Origin of the sequence: Streptomyces sp. CB03234 (assembly GCF_001905885.1) — a bacterium.
Taxonomy (GTDB): domain Bacteria; phylum Actinomycetota; class Actinomycetes; order Streptomycetales; family Streptomycetaceae; genus Streptomyces.
Map to the genome: position 1 here is coordinate 637,719 of NZ_LIYH01000003.1, position 15,700 is coordinate 653,418.

A 15,700-nucleotide genomic window follows, 5' to 3' on the forward strand; every position below is an offset into this window, starting at 1 on the left:
TATGCGGGGTGTCCCCGACACCTGCTCCCCTTACGTTCAGGAGTGTCCGCCGGCCTGCAACACCCGTCCTATGAAGGCGTATTCACCGGCGTCGTTGGGCAGGTCGATGATCACGTCCGTGACTCCCAGCTCCTGGCAGGAGCGCAGCCACGCGGCCACCTGCTCCACCGAGCCGACCAGCTTGGGCGCGTCGATCCCCCGCGCCGGCGCCCCGTACCAGAGGCGCTCGTCGTGCACCTCCCGCTCCTCGGCGAGGGCATAGCTCTGGGTGTGCTCACTGGAGACGACCTGGGACATGAACATCCGGCCCGCCACCTGCTGGCGCCTGTCCGGCCCGCTCAGGGCACGGGCGGCCTCCCACGCCTCTTCCTCGGTGTCCCGCGCCACCACCCCGACCAGCATGGAGATCCGGTCCACCTGCTGTTCCTTGCGGGCCCGCGCGATGCTCTCGGAGAGGATCTCGCGTGGCCTCGCCATCATCAGTACGCAGTCGGCGGGCACCAGGCCGGGTGTCGTCGAGGACGGCGTGACGACCTGCGAGAAACCCACGCCGGGGTCGCACCGCGCGTCCAGCTCGGCCCGCAACCGCTCCGCGTACCGGCCCAGTTCGGCGCGTGCCGCGATCTTGTCCTTCCGTTCGTCGTCCGTGGCTCGGGAGGAGCGGGTGGCCCCGGCGACCACATTGACGTGGGTGGGACGCCGGAACCGGTAGCCGAGGTCGGCCACCCTGCGCGCCACCGACTCGACGCTCTCCTGGTGCGGGCGCACGGCGACGATCGGTTCGAGGGCGGTGGAGCCCGCCAGCACGTCGAAGGCGGCCAGCCACGGGTCGAGGGCGACGGGGAAGTCGTAGACGAACGCCCCCGTCACACCGATGCGTTCGGCGGCCGTCATGAAGGCGCCCAGCCGCTCCAGATAGTCCTCGGGCTCCAGCTTGCCGCCGAAGCCGAACTTCGCGGAGTGCGGGGGGACGATGAAGTTCAGCGACAACGGCCAGGTGGACACGGGTGGTTCCTTCCCTTCCGACTCTGTGGGCGTCACCGGGAAGCTCCGACCGGTGGCCTGACCGCCCGCACCGACACCGGGACCCCGCCGTCCGGCCACATCGTGGCGACACCCGTGGGCGGGACGGTGTCCGTGGCCAGGGTGAGGTCGGCCCGCCGGGCCAGCTCGGCGATGAGCACCTTCAGCTCCAGTTCGGCGAAGGCGTACCCGATGCACCGCCGGTAGCCCCCGCCGAACGGGACGAAGCTGTACGGCACGGGCTCGCGGTAGTCCGGTGCCTCGCGGTTCCAGCGCTCCGGGCGGAACTCCAGGGGCGCGTCCCACAGTTCGGGCATCCGGTGCGTGACGTACTGCGAGTAGAGCACCTTGGCGCCGGCGGGTATGACGTGCCCGGCGAACTCGAAGTCCTCCACCGACGTCCGGCCGGTGAGCACACCGGGCGTGTAGAGGCGCAGGATCTCCGAGACCGTCCAGCCGATGTAGTCCATGCGGCCGACCAGTTCCGCCGTGAGCGGCTCGTCCCCCGCGACCTCTGCCACTTCCTCCCGTACGCGCCGCAGCGCTTCGGGGTGCTTCAGCAGGGCGTACACGGCCCATCCCGCCGCCGAGCTGCTGGAGTCGTAGCCCGAGGCGATGAGGCTGATGACCTGGTCGCGCACTTCCAGGTCGGCGAGGTGGTCGCCCTCGAAGTACGACTCCAGCAGGGCGTCCAGGACGTCGCCCTGGTCGTTGGGCTCGGCCCGCCGCTTGGCGATCTCGGCCCGTACGTAGCGGTCGACCCGCTCGCGCGCGGCCATGGCCCGGCGGTAGGCGGTGCCCGGCAGGTCGTGGTCGAAGCGCAGGAAGGGCGAGCGGTTGATGTAGTTCAGCGCGGTCTGGAGTTCCCGGCCGATCTCGTCGGTGTGGGCCTTCAGCCGGTCACCGAAGAGCGACCGGATCGCGATCCTCCTGATGCAGGAGCGCACGTCGGCGAAGGCGTCGACGTCATGGCCGGGCCGCCAGCCACTGATCATGCGGTGGATCTCGTCCACCATGACCGGGACGTAGCCCTCGATGCGCCTGCGGGTGAAGGCGGGGCGGACCAGCGCGCGGCGCCGGCGGTGGTCCTCTCCGTCGCTGACGACCATCGCGTTGGCACCGACGACCGGGATGAGCAGGGTGAGGACGTCGCGCGAGAGGAACTTGGGGTTGCGCGGTGCGTCCGTCAGCAGCAGTTCGTTGGCCTCGGCGCCGAAGAGCAGGACGTACTTCTGGCTGCCGACGCCGAACCTGCAGACGGGCCCGTAGGCGCGGTGCAGTTCGAGCAGCGCCTCGTAGGGCTTGCCCAGCAGGCCCCTGACATAGCGGCGGTGGCCGAACGTGGTGGGGCCGGGCAGTCGGTTGACCATGGCCCTGGTACGGGAGTCTCCCATGTCCGTCCCTACTCCGGCTGGTGCGGCGACGCGGGCTGCCGGCCGGCGCGGGGCAGGCGCGGCAGTCCGAGGTCGTCGTAGAGGGCGCGTACGAGTGCGTAGCGGCGGGCGAAGGTCTTGACGTCGTCCAGCCTGCCGTTCCAGTAGACCGCCACGACCAGGTCGAACAGCGGGTCCACCAGCAGCGTGGAGGTGTTGCCGCCGGCGTGGCCGAAGGTCCGTACGGAGGTGCGGCGCCCGAAGATGGCCGGCTGCGTCATCACCCCGAGCCCGTAGGGGAAGTCGGTGTCGCAGATGGACCGGTCCGGGGAGCCGGGCCAGTGCGTGGCCGTCAGCGCCTCCACCGTCGCGGGCCCCACGAGGGGGACGCCCTGGTGGACGCCCTTGTTCAGCAGGACCTCGCCGACCACACGGAGGTCCCGTACGGCTCCCCATACGCCCACGCCGGGCAACGGCAGGGCGCTGGCGAGCTGCATGTACCGCAGGCCCTCCTCCTGGTCCGCCGACGCGGTGACCGTGACCTGCTGGTCCGCGGGCAGGGCGGGGTCGATGCCGAGGGTGGCGGTGAGGCCGAGGCGGCGGAGCATCGAGCGGTAGCTGTCCCCGGACTGCCCGCCGTCGAGGGCGCCCAGCAGCCGGTCCAGTACGTACCAGGTGGTCACCGGGTTGTAGACCATCCTGCTTCCGGGCAGTGGCCCGGCGGGGGCGTCGCAGATGACCGCCCAGATCAGTGCGTCGATGTCCGACCAGGCGAAGTCCCCGAGGTCGGTGCCACCGGTGTCGACGGCCAGTACCGGGTCCGCCATGCCCACCGTGTGGGTGAGGACGTCGCGCACCCGGACCCGTTCCTTGCCGCCGCCGGTGAACTCGGGCAGCACCTTCGACACCGGTGTGTCGAGGTCCACGGCGCCCGACTCCCAGGCGAGGGCGAAGGCGAGCGCGCCGAGCGGCTTGGAGGAGCAGGTCCAGGGGACGAAGGTGCCGGTGGTCATCGGGTGGCCGGCGCCGTTCTCGCCGACGGCGAGGTCGACGACCTGCCCCCGGTAGGAGACGGAGAGCTGCACCCCCGTCTCGATGCCGCGCTCGATCTCGGCGTCGAACAGCCGCCGTACCGCGTCGAGACGGAGTTCCGTGGTGGTGGTGGTCGTGGTCATGAGGACGCGGCTCCCGGGGCGGTGGAGTAGACCAGCTCGTACACGTCGCGGAGCGTCGCGGTGTCCCATCGGGCGACGAGGTCCGCCTCCACGTCGGCGGGCAGGTCGGTCCCGATGTCGTCGAGCCAGGCCAGTACCGCGTAGTCCCCGGCGGCCAGCCGGCTCAGCGGCACGGTGTCGTGGTCCGGTGCCTCGGCCGTCACCAGAAGTGGACGGACGAATTCCTCAAAGGTGGGTATGCAAGAACTCATCTCGGTGCTTTCTTCCGTCTGTTCGGAAATGGCGGAGCCGGGCCGGACGCCGCGTGGCGTTCAGGTCCGCTCGCCGAGCATGGACCGGACCGCGGCCTCGAGCGAGGACAGGTACTCGAAGGTCTCGCGCACCAGCAGCTCGTCCGGGAACTGCACGCCGAAGCGCTCCTCGATGGTGAGGACCAGTTCGATCGCGGACATCGAGTCGAGGCCGAGGTCGGGAAGCCGGACCGTGCTCCAGTCCACATCGGGCGGCACGCTCCGCAGATGGCCGCTGAGTGTGTCCACCAACCGGTCCGTCATGGCCGGGTCGATCGCGCCTGTGCCGCTCAAGAGCCCCCCTCTCCTTGCGGTCCGCCCGGGTGACAATGCGCCTTTCGAGGCTGAACAACCCGCCTGTGCACGGGTTTTGGGCCGGACGCCCCGCGTCTTCCGAACGCAAGTACAGTAAGCGCGCGATCTAGCCGCCGCAAGCGCGGCCGAGCGCGTGCCATACCTGCTTCGGCCGTGAAAACAGCACATCCGCCGCGGAATTGACCCGATGCCGCCGTAGGCGACGAACCAGGAACGGACGCTGCGACATGACCGAACGCACTCTCCGGGAGGCCGCCGACCGGTTCGGCACCCCGCTCTACGTCTACGACCTCGCGGAACTGCGGCGCCGGGCCGCGGAGCTGTGGTCGGTCCTGCCCGAGGCGGCGAGCCTGCTCTACTCGCTGAAGGCGAACCCCCACCCCTCGGTCGTGGCCGAACTCCGCCGGGCCGGGTGCCGGGCCGAGGTCTCCTCGCCCGGGGAGCTGGCCGTGGCCCTGGAGGCGGGGCACGCCGCGGAGGAGATCCTCTACACCGGCCCCGGCAAGTCGGCCGCCGAGATCGAGGAGGCGCTGGCGCGGGGGGTGACGTCGTTCTCCTGCGAGTCGGCCGCCGAACTGCGCCGTCTCGGCCGGGCGACCGCCGCGACCGGGACGCGGGCTGGGGCACTGCTGCGGCTGCAGCCGCCGACCGGTTCCAAGGCGGGCCTGTCCATGGGCGACGGCCGCCAGTTCGGGTTTACGCCCGAGGACGCCGTACGGGCCTGCGCCGAGGTGCCGAGCGGGGTCGAGGTCCGCGGCTGCCACGTGTACCTCGGGTCGCAGTTCCCCGACGTCGAGGCCTTGCGGGACGGTTTCGCCACGGCCAGGAGCACCATGGAACTGGTCGCCCGGGAGGCGGGGATCCCGCTCGGCGTCGTCGACCTGGGCGGCGGCTTCCCCTGGCCGTACGCCACACCCGGCGCGGGCGCGGTGCTGACCGGGCTGCGGGAGGAGCTGGACAAGCTGCTGTCCACGTGGGCGACGGGGCCGGCGCCCCAGGTGTACTTCGAGTCCGGCCGGCGCCTGGTCGCCTCGGCCGGCCATCTGCTCACCAGGGTGCTGGACGTCAAGGAGCGCCCGGAGGGCACGATCGTCGTGCTGGACGCCGGGATCAACGTCCTCGGCGGAATGAGCGGCCTCGGCAGGGTCCTCCGCCCCGCCACCGGTTTCGTCAACCTCTCCGCCGGCGACGACCGCGAGCCCGTCACGGCCGACGTGGTGGGGCCCCTGTGCACGCCCCTGGACCGCCTCGCGGTCAGGACCACCCTGCCGCGACCGCGCGAGGGCGACCTGCTGTGCGTACCCAACGTCGGCGCCTACGGGCCGACCGCGAGCCTGACGCGCTTCCTGAGCCGCCCCCCGGCCGTCGAGGCCGTCTACGACGGAGACCAACTGGTCTCGGCGTCGCGGCCGGTCGTCTCGTACGAGGCGGTCGAGTAGGGGCGTACGGCGTGGGCGGGATCCGTGACCCGGCGATCACGGGTCCCGTAGCGTGGGGCCATGTCCCCACGATTCTTACGACTCGCCGCCGTCTCGCTCGCTCTCCTGGGGGCCCTCGTGGTCCCCGGAGTTCCGAGCGCGGCCGCGGCCTCCGCCGAATCCTCCGTACGGACCACCTCGGGACCCGAACTGCCCGCGCCGACGGGCGCACTTCGGATCGGCAGCAGATCCCTGCACCTGAAGGACACGTCACGGCCCGACCCGTGGAAGCCCGGCAAGGACTTCCGGGAGCTGATGGCCACCGTGTGGTATCCGGCCGTGCGGCCCTCCGGCCGTGCGGCGCCGTTCATGTCCGCGCAGCTGTCCTCCGCCGCCTTCGGCACCGATGCCCTCAGCACCGTGCGTACGCACTCGACCGTGGACGCGGCCGCGCTGCCCGGGGCGCGGCCGCTCGTGGTGCTGTCCCCCGGTTACGGTATGACGCGCGTGTCGCTGACGTCGCTGGGCGAGGAGCTCGCCTCCCGGGGGTATGTCGTGGCCGCGCTGGACCACACCTACGAGGCGTTCGTGGAGTTCCCCGGCGGGCGCCTGGAGCCCTGTTCGATGTGTACGGGCCAGGGCAACGCCGATGTGGTGCGCAGCCGGGTCAAGGACATCCACTTCCTCCTGGACCAGCTGACCGGGCCGGGTTCGGGGCTTCCCGTCGACGGTTCCCGGATCGCCGTGGTGGGTCACTCCATAGGCGGAGCGAGTGCTGTCGAGACCCTGAGCGAGGATCCTCGCGTCGACGCCGCCGTCAACATGGAGGGCACGTTCTTCACGGAGCGGCCCCAGGAGCCGGTGTCCCGGCCGGTGCTGTTGCTGGGTGCCCAGTGGCCCACGGCCGGTGGGACTCCCGCCGCCAATTGGGTGGACCGCTGGGGTGGCCTGGCCGGTTGGAAGCGGTGGCTCAGTGTGCCCACCGCGGGTCACCTGTCCTTCAGCGACGCCCACTGGCTGTACGAGCACTTCGACCTGAGCGGGGTGATTCCACCCGAGCTGGAGCCGCAGCTGTTCGGCACCCTCTCCGGTGACCGGGCCACGGTGATCACCCGGGCCTATGTCGGCGCCTTCGTCGACCGCCATCTGCGGGGCGTACCGCGCCCGTTGCTCGACGGGCCGTGCGCGGCGTTCCCCGAAGTCGCCTTCGTACGTCCGTAGCGTCCTGGTCGCGGCCGCGGGGCCGGTGCCGGCCGGACGGCCGGGGCCGGCCCCGCGGTGTGGTCACCGCACGGGGCGGGTCGCGACGACGAGGCCGTATCCGAGGCCGACCGCCCGCAGGCGCGCGACGATGGCGTCGAACTGGTCGACGACCGGGGCCCCGAACCTCCGGACCAGGTCCTCGCGGTCCTCCGTCAGCTTCTGCCGCATGCAGGTGAGGGTGCGCTCCACCGTGTGGTCGGTGATGTCGGTCGTCTCGACGGGGACCAGGCCCGCCTGTTCGAGGAGTGAGTCGTAGTCGGCCAGCGGTATCAGCTTGGTCATCAGCGTCGACCCCTCGTGCTCACCCGGCGTTCTCCGCCCGGTGGCCGGCGCCGGAGCGCGGTCCAGGAAGTCGGTGAGGGCCAGCCGGCCGCCCGGTACGAGCACGCGCGCCGCCTGCCGCAGCGCTCCGAGCCGGTCCGGCATGGCCATCAGCGACTCCAGGAGCCACACCACGTCGAACGACTGCGCCGGGAAGGGAAGATCCATGGCGTCCTCGCGCCGGAACGTCACCCGGTCGCCGATTCCGGCGTCCTCCGCGCTCCGTACGGCCAGTCGCGCCTGTACGGGGCTGTCGGTGATCCCGACGACCTGTGCGCCCGTGGTCCGCGCGAGCCGGATCGCGGGAGCGCCGGTCCCGCAACCGATGTCGAGCACCCTGTCCGCCGGCCCGGCCTTCGTCTTCTCCGTCATCAGGTCGGTGAGCCGCTGGGACGCCTCCGCCATCGTCGACCGGTCCGACGGGGATTCCCAGTAGCCCATGTGCAGGCTGCCGCCGGACAGTTCGGCGAGGAACTCGCTCGTGTCGTTGTAGAACCCGGCTTCGTCCGTCTGCTGTCGCATGCGGTCAGCCGACCTTGTCCAGTACGCGCTGTTCGGTGGCGGGGTCCAGTCCGCGGCGCGTGTCGGTCTGCTGCCAGGGCGGCTCGCCCTCGCGCCGCAGCCAGGACCAGGTGTCGGCGAGGGTGTCCTCCAGCGGGCGGCCGGTGTCGAGTCCGGCGTCGTGGGCGGCGGTGACGTCGACGTCATGGATGCCGCCCCGCATGGCCGCCGGGAGCCACAGCGGGATGTCGAGGTACGGGCGGACGCCCTCCGCCATGAGGATGTCGTCGCCGGCCCAGACCAGTTCCGCGTCGGACCCGGTCACCCGGCACATCGTCTCCAGCAGCTCCCCCATGGTGTGACGCCCGCGGGGGCACACGGTGTTGAACGTGCCGCCGATGCCCCGTTCCGCGGCGTCCAGCATCCACACCGCGTGGTCCCGGACGTCGACGTACTGCAAGGGGTCGTCCGGCGCACCGGGGGCCAGGACCCGTCCGCCGCGCTCGATGCGGCGCAGCCACCAGGTCAGCGAGCCGACGTCCTCGTACGGGCCCAGCATCGGCCCGGGGCGGGCGATCAGGGCGCGGTCCCCGAAGGCGCGGAGCACGCCGAGCTCGGCGCCGCGCTTGGCCGTGGGGTAGAACCCGTCGGCGCTGTCGTCCGGGTCGCCGTCGATCACGGCGGCGGACTCGTCGGCGCCGTGCGGTACCGGTGGCCGGTACACCACCCAGCTGGAGACGTATCCGAAGTGCCGGACCCGGTCGGCCAGGAGCGCGCTGCTGTCGGCGATGACACGCGGCGCCCCGTTCCAGGTGTCGACGACGGCGTCCCACTTCTGGTCGCCGATCGCCCGGCGCAGCGCCCGGGGATCGGTCCGGTCGGCGATCAGGGTCTCGACGCCTTTCGCGGCGGGTGCGCTGAGGCCGCGGTTGAGGGTGCTGACGTCATCACCGCGCGCCAACGCCGCCTCGACGAGGGCGCGTCCCACGTAATGGGTACCGCCCAGCACCAGAACTCGCATGATGTTCCTCTCCTCGCGCCGGGGACGCCGGCGCACCGGATGTCGCGGACGAGCGGGATCAGGGGGCGTCGGTGCGCCGCGCGGTAACGGCCACCGTGGCATACCCCATGGTGAAGCTGCCGCCCATGGCGTCGATGGCGTCCCCGACGCCCCGCAGCACCTCGGCCATCTTGTCCTCCGGGAGCCGGGTGAAGGCGCCGAGCGTGGGCATCTGGTCCAGCCAGGCGTCCTTGGTGTACGTCCACTCCCAGTCGTACCGCCACTGCTCCGGCTCGCCGAACCCGCCCGCGGTGCGGATGCCGTCGGCGGACTTGGCGAAGAACTCCTGGTACCCGTCCATGGCCCCCTTCGTCATCGCCGTGAAGCTGAACGGCGCGTTGGGCATCACCCGCTCGCAGACCTCGGCGACGACGTCCGCCACGTCCGGCGGGAACTGGAAGACGTTCCAGAACACCGCCAGCCGGCCGGCGGGGCGCAGCACCCGCGCGGCCTTGGCCGCGCCCGCCACCGGGTCGACCCAGTGCCACGCCTGGGCGGCGACGACGGCGTCGAACTCCCGCCCGGCCGGCTCCCAGGCTTCGAACGTGGCCACGTCGGTCTCGACGCCGAGCTGCCTGGCCAGCTCGGCCAGCCGTTCGTCGGGCTCGACCGCGAGGACCGTGCAGTCGTGGGCCTGGAACTGCCGTGCGGCGATGCCGGTGCCGGAGCCGACGTCGAGGACCGTGACGCCGGGGCTGTCGGCGACGATCCGCTCCACCAGGGCTTCGGGGTAGCGGGGCCGCGCCCGGTCGTAGCGCTCGGCGTCCGTGCCGAACGACTCCGCGACCTGGCGCTGCCGGTGAGGCTGGTTCTCGGGAAGAGTGGGCATGCGCCCACTTTAATGGGCGCATGCCCACTCGTCAAACGGCGGGAAACGAAGCGGAGCCGGGACCGCACCGGTCCCGGCTCCACCGCACGGCCACGAGGCGGCCGGCTCATCGGTTCACCCTCCAGGAACCTCCGCGACGACGACGGCGTACCCGAAACCGGCCGACTCCAGAAGCGGCAGAACCGTCTCGTACTGCTTCACGACCTGGCTGCCGAACGTCTCGACGAGCCGGTCGTGGTCCTCGTCGAGCTTCTTGCGGATGCAGGCGAGCGTGGGGGCCACCGTGTGTTCGGTGACGTCCGTCAGCTCGACGGGAACCAGGCCGGCCTCTTCGAGGAGCGTCTCGTACCGCCGCAGCGGTATCGGCCTGGCCACCAGGGGCGCGTGCCCGTGCTCATGCCCGTGCTCGGCCAGGTCGCCCATGGCCTCCGCCATGCCGTGCCGCACCGGCGTCAGGTCCAGCAGGTCCGTCAGGGCCAGCCGTCCGCCCGGCTTGAGCACCTTCGCCGCCTCCCGCAGCGCGCCGAGCCGGTCCGGGAGGTGGAAGATCGACTCGATCATCAGCACCCCGTCGAACGACCCCGCCGGGAAGTCCAGGACCGTGGCGTCCTCGCACCGGAACGTCACCTGCTCGCCCATACCGGCGTCCTGGGCGTTGCGTACGGCCGCCTGGATCTGTACGTCACTGTTGGTGATCCCGACCACCCGCGCGCCCGTCACCCGCGCGAGCCGGATCGCCGGAGCGCCCGATCCGCACCCGACGTCGAGGACCGTGTCCCCCGGCCCGGCCTTCAGCTTCTCCGTCAGCAGGTCGGTGAGCCGCTGCGACGCCTCGGCCATCGTGGAGCGGTCGGAGGGGGATTCCCAGTACCCCTCGTGCAGGCTCCCGCCGAACAGCTCGGTGAGGAGGCCGCTGATGTCGTTGTAGAAGCCGGCCACCTCCCTCTCCGGCGGCGCGTCCTCGGCTGCCGCCCGGGCACCGCCTTCGACTGCGTGCTCGTTCACAAGTCATCTCTTTCTCGTAGGCCTGAACGGTGTGCCAGGTACGCCCGGCCGGCACTCACCAGGTGACGGGCAGCTCCAGAAGCCCGGTCATGAGCCTGCCCTCGGCGTGGGAGAGTTCTTCGACGGGCACCGCCGGCCGCAGTCGGGGGAAGGCGGCGAGCAGGCTGCCGAACGCCACCTCCAGCTCCATACGGGCGAGTTGGGCGCCCAGGCAGCGGTGCGGGCCGTAGCCGAACGTGACGTGTTCGGCGGCGCCCTCACGGGTGATGTCGAAGCGGACGGGATCGGGGAACGTCCCCGGATCGAGGTTGGCGGCCGGCACGGCGGCGAAGACCACGCTGTGCGCGGGGATGGTCACACCGCCCAGCTCGACGTCGCACGTGGTGGCCCGTACCTGACCGCCGTACGGGCGGGCGGCCAGCGGCGCGTACCGCAGCACCTCCTCCACGGCGGACGGCAGGAGCGACGGGTCGGCGCGCAGCGCCGCGAGCTGGTCCGGGTTGTCCAGCAGGGCCAGCAGTCCCTTGCCGAGCATGGTCGCGGTGGATTCGTTGCCGGCCATGAGCAGACCGCAGCCGAGGTGGACCAACTCCTGCTCGCTCAGCCGGTCGTGCTCGTCGCGGGCCGCGATCAGGTCCTGGAGCAGGCTGTCGTCGGGGGCGCGACGCTTGGCGTCGACGAGCTCGGTCATGTAGTCCACCACCGCGTGGAGCGCCTTCAGGGACTCCTCCGGCGAGTAGGCGCCGGCGGCCATGACGCGGTCGGCCCAGCCGCTGAAGCGCGCCCTGTCCTGCTGCGGGACGCCGAGGATCTCGAAGATCACGGTGAGCGGGAGCGGGCGGCACAGCCCGGCGACGAGGTCGGCGGGCGGACCGGCGGCGGCCAGGGCGGTGATCAGCTCATCGGTGATGCGCTGGACGCGGGGCCGGAGGGCGCGGATGCGGCGTGCGCTGAACGCCCCCGCCACGAGGCGGCGCAGCCGGGTGTGCTCGGCTCCGTCGAGGTCGTTGATCCCCGGCTTCTCGAAGACCGCCGAGGGCATGACCACCGCGCCGATCCGCCGGGCCTCGGCCCGGCTGAACCGGGGGTCGGACAGGGCGACCCGTACCTCCTCCATACCGGTGACCAGCCAGCCCTTCATGCCGGTCTCCGTGGTGATCTCCCGTACCGGTGCCTGGCGCCACAGCTCGCGGACCGGGTCCGCAACCCCGTACAACTCGCGGCCGGCCGCCGTGGCCGGCACTGCTTCCCGGGAACCTCCTGTGGACACGACTGGGGGTATAGTGGGCATGCGCCCACCCTAGTGGGCAGGTGCCCACTGGTCAACGACTGGTCCCAGCAAGCGAAGGAGGGCCGCACGATGCCGACAGGGGTAGCCATCCGCGACGTACGCCGGCAGCTGTTCGGTGCCGCCGAGCGCGTTCTGCTCCGGGGCGGGCCGAACGCGCTGACCAGCCGGGAGGTCACCACGGAGGCGGGCTGCGCCAAGGGCGTACTGCACCGGCACTTCGCCGACTTCGACACCTTCCTCGCCGAGCTCGTACGGGACCGCATGGGCCGGATCGACGACCAGGCCGCCGCCCTGCGCGACCGCGCCGGGAGCGGCACCGTCGTGGACAACCTCGCCGGTGCGCTGACGGACCTGTTCGGCCCCGTCACCGTCGGGATCGTCAACCTCGTCGTCTCCCGGGACGAACTGCGCGGCCGGCTGCGCCGGACCACGCCGACCGGCATCCCGGTGCTGACGGAGGCCACGGCCATGATCGCCTCGTACCTCGTCGCCGAGCGCGACCTGGGGCGCATCGCCGCCGACGCCGACATCGACACGCTCTCCCCCATGCTGATCGGCTCCGGGCACCTGCTGTTCGCCGACCGGCAGGCCACCGCGCCGGAGCCCACGGCCGTACGCAAGACGGTGAGCGCGGTGGTCTCCGGCGTCCTGCGGCAGCCGTAGGCCGTACCGCCCGCCCGGCGCCCCCGCCCGGGCAGGGGGCCGGAGTCTCAGGCGCCGCCGCGCAGCTGCGCGAGGTAGTCGTACTGGCTCGGCAGCCGGTCGACCAGGCTGTCCGCCTGCTGCCGTATCCGGTGGAACTCCTTCACCGCATCGGTCCCGTCGAGCCGGGCGAGCACCGGCAGCGGCCGGGTCCGGATCCCGCCGAGCCCCAGCAGCATGGCGGTGTACGAGTACGGCTCGAAGCCGTGGAAGTACGGGTAGACCGAGTCGGCGTCGGGCAGCGAGGTGTGCCACTGTTCGATGCGCTCGGCCAGGGCGTCGGGCATCGGGCGCGTCTTGGCGTCCCGCCAGTACTGGTTGTCGTCGCGGGCCGCGGCGTAGTAGTGCAGCACGAGGAACTCCCGTACGCCGTCCATGACATGGCCGACCTGCCGGTTGTACGCCTGCCGGAGCCGCTCGTCGTCCCGGCCGTCAGGGAAGTACCGCACCAGCTGCTCGATGCCGTTCTGGATGAAGAAGATCCCGGTCGACTCCAGCGGCTCGACGAACCCGCTGGACAGGCCGATCGCCACGCAGTTGCCGGCCCAGGATTGGGCGCTGCGCCCGATCCTCATCCGGATGTGGTTCGCCGTCACGTCGTCCGCCTCCGGGCCGACGAACTCCCGCAGCGTCCGCTCCGCCTCCTCCGGTGAGCAGTAGTCGCTCGCGTACACGTACCCGGTGCCGAGCCGGTCGAGCAGCGGGATCGTCCAGATCCACCCGGCGGCCTGGGCGGTGGCCGTCGTACACGGCCTCATGCCCCTCCTGGCGACGTCCACCGGCACCCGCAACGCGACCGCACTGTCGTTGGGCAGGCTGTCCTGGTACGACAGGAACGGCACCCCAAGGGCCTTGTTCAGCAGCATCCCGCGGAAGCCGGTGCAGTCGACGAACAGGTCACCCGCGAGCTCGCCGTGTTCCTTGGTGAGGACGTTCCGGATGTGGCCGCGTTCGTCGAGGCGGACGTCGAGGACGTCGTCGACGACGTGCCGGACGCCGCGCCGGGTGCCGTACCCGCGGAGGAAGCGGGCCAGCAGCGTGGCGTCGAAGTGGTAGGCGTACGGGAACTGTGTGGGGTCCTCCCCCGCCATCTCGAACAGGGTGCCGTCGAGGTACTTGGGTGAGCTCCGCGCGTCGCACAGCGCGGCCAGTACGGAGGCGTCCCGGTCGAACCGGTCGCCGGGCCGCAGGTGCTGCCACCACTCCGCGAGCGAGAAGCCGTTCACCGTCCGCGGGCGCTCGAAGGGGTGGTAGAAGTAGTGACCCTCGGCCCGCCAGTCCTCGAACCGGATGGCGAGCTTGTACGAGGCGTGGCATTCCGGCATCCACTCGTGCTCGGCCAGTCCCAGGAACCGGAAGAAGTGCCGCACGGTGCTGAACGTGGCCTCGCCCACGCCGATCGTCGACACCTGCTCGGATTCGACGAGCGTCACCTGGATCCGCTCACCGAACGCCGCCTTGAGGTAGGTGGCGGTCATCCATCCCGCGGTTCCGCCACCGACGATTACCACATGTGACATCATTTTCCCTCTTCTCAACCCGCGCTCTGCGCGAGGGGGGCGTGCACCTGCTCGCGGTGCGTGCGCAGTTCGGAGAACGGCTGGGTGATCCGGCGCAGCAGGTGGTCGACCCCGTCGGTGGCACCCGTGCCGGGCCGGCCGCCCAGCATCTTGGACGTGAGACCGAGATGGGCCACCTTCCATCGCCAGTACCCGTTGCCGATGTCGAGCAGCCCCTCGGCGACCCGGTGGAGGGCTCCCGCACCGGTCCCGCGCCGGCACACCTCGGCGACGGTGGTGCCGAGGCGCGTCACCGCGGTCGCGAAGGCCTCGTACAGCGTGCCCGTCCGCCGCTCGTCGCCGATCAGCCGGGCGAGCGTCCTGAACTGCTCGGACTGGGCTCCGCTCGCGGTGCCGAGGTAGGGCCGGAACGCGGCGAAGTGGCGCAGTGGCAGCCGCTCCAGCACGATCACCTGGTCGTGCAGCACCCGCAGCACCTCGCTCGCCCGCTGCAGGTACTCCGCGCTCAGCTCCAGGTCCTCGGCGCCGCTCGCCGAGGACAGCGTGCCGGCCACCGCCTCCAGGTCGGCGACCACCTGCTTGAGCCACAGCTCGCACGACTGGTGCGCGACGATGAAGAAGTGTTCCGCCAGCAGCACCGCACGATCGGCCGTGGGCGGCGTACGGGTGCGCTGCAGGGAGAGCAGGGTGTCCGTGCGCAGGTAGTCGGAGTAGCTGAAGGCGGTCATGAGTCTCTCCACGTCGCGGTTCCCTGGGCGTCGTTCATGCCGTTCCGGTGAGCACTCGGCGCAGGGTGGCGGCGAACGCCTCGGGTTCGCCCTGGAAGCCGGTGTGGTCACCGGGGAAGTCGACGACGTGCGTGCCGAGCTGACCGGCCAGTGCGACCGCGGCCCGGTGGGACAGCTGCCCCTTGGACGTGGTGCCGCCGCCCACCACGACAGGCGCGGAGGCGGCCCGCAGCGCCGCGATGTCCGGGGCATAGCGGGCGGTGGGGCGGAAGATGTGCAGGAAGAAGCGGTCGAGGATGGCCCGGACGTCGTCCGGCGGGGTGAAGGAGTCGAGGTCGGTGACCTCGTGCCGCCCGCCGCCGGGCGGACGGGAGAACCGCTCGACGCCGGTCAGGGCCGCGTACTTCTTCAGCGCCTCGTTGCGGCCCACGCCGACGTAGGTGTCGTACACCTCGTCGGCCGCGGCACGCAACTGCGCGCTGTCGGGCAGCAGTTCCATCAGCGGGGGTTCGTGGGCCACCAGGGCGCGGACCTGTCCGGGGTGCCGGGTGAGCAGGTCGAGGCCGATGGCGGCGCCTCCGCTGTTGCCGAACACATAGGCCGGTTCGGGGCCGAGGGCGGACAGCAGGCGGTGGACGTCGTCGGTGAGCACCTCCAGTGTCCCTTCCCGCGCCGGGTCCTCGACGGTGCTGCGCAGGATGCCGCGCGGGTCGTACGTCACGACGGTGTGGTCCTCGGCGAGCAGGGGCGTGATCGTCGCGAACCCTCTGCTGCCCATGGGGGCGCCGACCAGCAGGAGCAGCGGGCCGGAGCCGTGGGTCTCGTAGCACAGGCGCGCGCCCGGGACGTCCAGCGTGTGGGTGGTCGAGTCGGTGTTCGCCATGGT

The 15,700-nt window shown here is 71.7% G+C and carries 16 protein-coding genes; 3 read left to right on the top strand and 13 right to left on the bottom strand.

The annotated features are described in order from the left end of the window. Nucleotides 1-36: 36 nt before the first annotated feature. Genes AMK26_RS15985 through AMK26_RS36995 form a run of 5 tightly spaced genes read right to left on the bottom strand, consistent with a single transcriptional unit; the run spans nt 37 to nt 4,155 of the window. Nucleotides 37-1,005, bottom strand: a complete 969-nt coding sequence (locus AMK26_RS15985; protein WP_073755290.1) for an LLM class flavin-dependent oxidoreductase — start codon at nt 1,003-1,005, stop codon at nt 37-39. Nucleotides 1,006-1,037: 32 nt separating this feature from the next. Beyond that, entirely contained in the window at nt 1,038-2,417 is a 1,380-nt protein-coding gene (locus AMK26_RS15990) for a cytochrome P450 (protein WP_079277613.1), read from the bottom strand. An 8-nt stretch (nt 2,418-2,425) separates the two neighbouring features. Continuing rightward, entirely contained in the window at nt 2,426-3,571 is a 1,146-nt protein-coding gene (locus tag AMK26_RS15995) for a serine hydrolase domain-containing protein (RefSeq protein WP_073755291.1), read from the bottom strand. Further along, complete coding sequence (locus tag AMK26_RS16000) at nt 3,568-3,822, bottom strand: hypothetical protein (protein WP_143608537.1); 255 nt, start codon at nt 3,820-3,822, stop codon at nt 3,568-3,570. The genes AMK26_RS15995 and AMK26_RS16000 overlap by 4 nt, the downstream gene beginning before the upstream one ends. Before the next feature lie 60 nt (nt 3,823-3,882). Further along, on the bottom strand, nt 3,883-4,155 hold the full coding sequence (locus AMK26_RS36995) for a phosphopantetheine-binding protein (protein WP_073755293.1): 273 nt from the start codon (nt 4,153-4,155) through the stop codon (nt 3,883-3,885). A gap of 248 nt (nt 4,156-4,403) precedes the next feature. On the opposite strand from AMK26_RS36995, the gene AMK26_RS16010 reads away from it, so the two are divergent. Continuing rightward, a complete protein-coding gene (locus AMK26_RS16010) occupies nt 4,404-5,615 on the top strand; it encodes a hypothetical protein (protein WP_073755294.1) in 1,212 nt (403 codons plus the stop codon). 60 nt (nt 5,616-5,675) lie between these two features. Continuing rightward, the gene (locus tag AMK26_RS16015) at nt 5,676-6,815 is read left to right on the top strand and encodes an alpha/beta hydrolase family protein (protein WP_073755295.1); all 1,140 of its coding nucleotides are present in this window, start codon (nt 5,676-5,678) and stop codon (nt 6,813-6,815) included. 63 nt (nt 6,816-6,878) lie between these two features. On the opposite strand, the gene AMK26_RS16020 is transcribed toward AMK26_RS16015, so the two are convergent. From AMK26_RS16020 to AMK26_RS16040, 5 genes are all read right to left on the bottom strand, one after another. Then, complete coding sequence (locus AMK26_RS16020) at nt 6,879-7,700, bottom strand: SAM-dependent methyltransferase (protein ID WP_073755296.1); 822 nt, start codon at nt 7,698-7,700, stop codon at nt 6,879-6,881. Between the two features lie 4 nt (nt 7,701-7,704). Next, nucleotides 7,705-8,700: an NAD-dependent epimerase/dehydratase family protein gene (locus AMK26_RS16025; RefSeq protein ID WP_073755297.1), complete on the bottom strand. Its 996-nt coding sequence runs from the start codon at nt 8,698-8,700 to the stop codon at nt 7,705-7,707. A gap of 58 nt (nt 8,701-8,758) precedes the next feature. Next, nucleotides 8,759-9,568, bottom strand: coding sequence for a class I SAM-dependent methyltransferase (locus AMK26_RS16030; protein WP_073755298.1), 810 nt, complete (start codon nt 9,566-9,568; stop codon nt 8,759-8,761). Between the two features lie 114 nt (nt 9,569-9,682). After that, nucleotides 9,683-10,573, bottom strand: a complete 891-nt coding sequence (locus tag AMK26_RS16035; protein ID WP_073755299.1) for an SAM-dependent methyltransferase — start codon at nt 10,571-10,573, stop codon at nt 9,683-9,685. A 55-nt stretch (nt 10,574-10,628) separates the two neighbouring features. After that, nucleotides 10,629-11,843 (bottom strand): cytochrome P450, encoded by a 1,215-nt coding sequence (locus AMK26_RS16040; RefSeq protein WP_158071123.1) that lies wholly within the window; start codon nt 11,841-11,843, stop codon nt 10,629-10,631. 90 nt (nt 11,844-11,933) lie between these two features. On the opposite strand from AMK26_RS16040, the gene AMK26_RS16045 reads away from it, so the two are divergent. Next, on the top strand, nt 11,934-12,527 hold the full coding sequence (locus tag AMK26_RS16045) for a TetR/AcrR family transcriptional regulator (protein ID WP_073755301.1): 594 nt from the start codon (nt 11,934-11,936) through the stop codon (nt 12,525-12,527). Nucleotides 12,528-12,574: 47 nt separating this feature from the next. Here the strand turns inward: AMK26_RS16045 and AMK26_RS16050 are convergent, their stop codons facing one another. The 3 genes from AMK26_RS16050 to AMK26_RS37735 are packed head-to-tail and all read right to left on the bottom strand — an operon-like array spanning nt 12,575 to nt 15,697. After that, nucleotides 12,575-14,089, bottom strand: coding sequence for a tryptophan halogenase family protein (locus AMK26_RS16050; protein WP_073755302.1), 1,515 nt, complete (start codon nt 14,087-14,089; stop codon nt 12,575-12,577). 11 nt (nt 14,090-14,100) lie between these two features. After that, nucleotides 14,101-14,925: a tryptophan 2,3-dioxygenase family protein gene (locus tag AMK26_RS16055; RefSeq protein WP_274536117.1), complete on the bottom strand. Its 825-nt coding sequence runs from the start codon at nt 14,923-14,925 to the stop codon at nt 14,101-14,103. Next, nucleotides 14,849-15,697, bottom strand: coding sequence for an alpha/beta fold hydrolase (locus AMK26_RS37735; RefSeq protein WP_073755304.1), 849 nt, complete (start codon nt 15,695-15,697; stop codon nt 14,849-14,851). The genes AMK26_RS16055 and AMK26_RS37735 overlap by 77 nt, the downstream gene beginning before the upstream one ends. Nucleotides 15,698-15,700 lie beyond the last annotated feature (3 nt).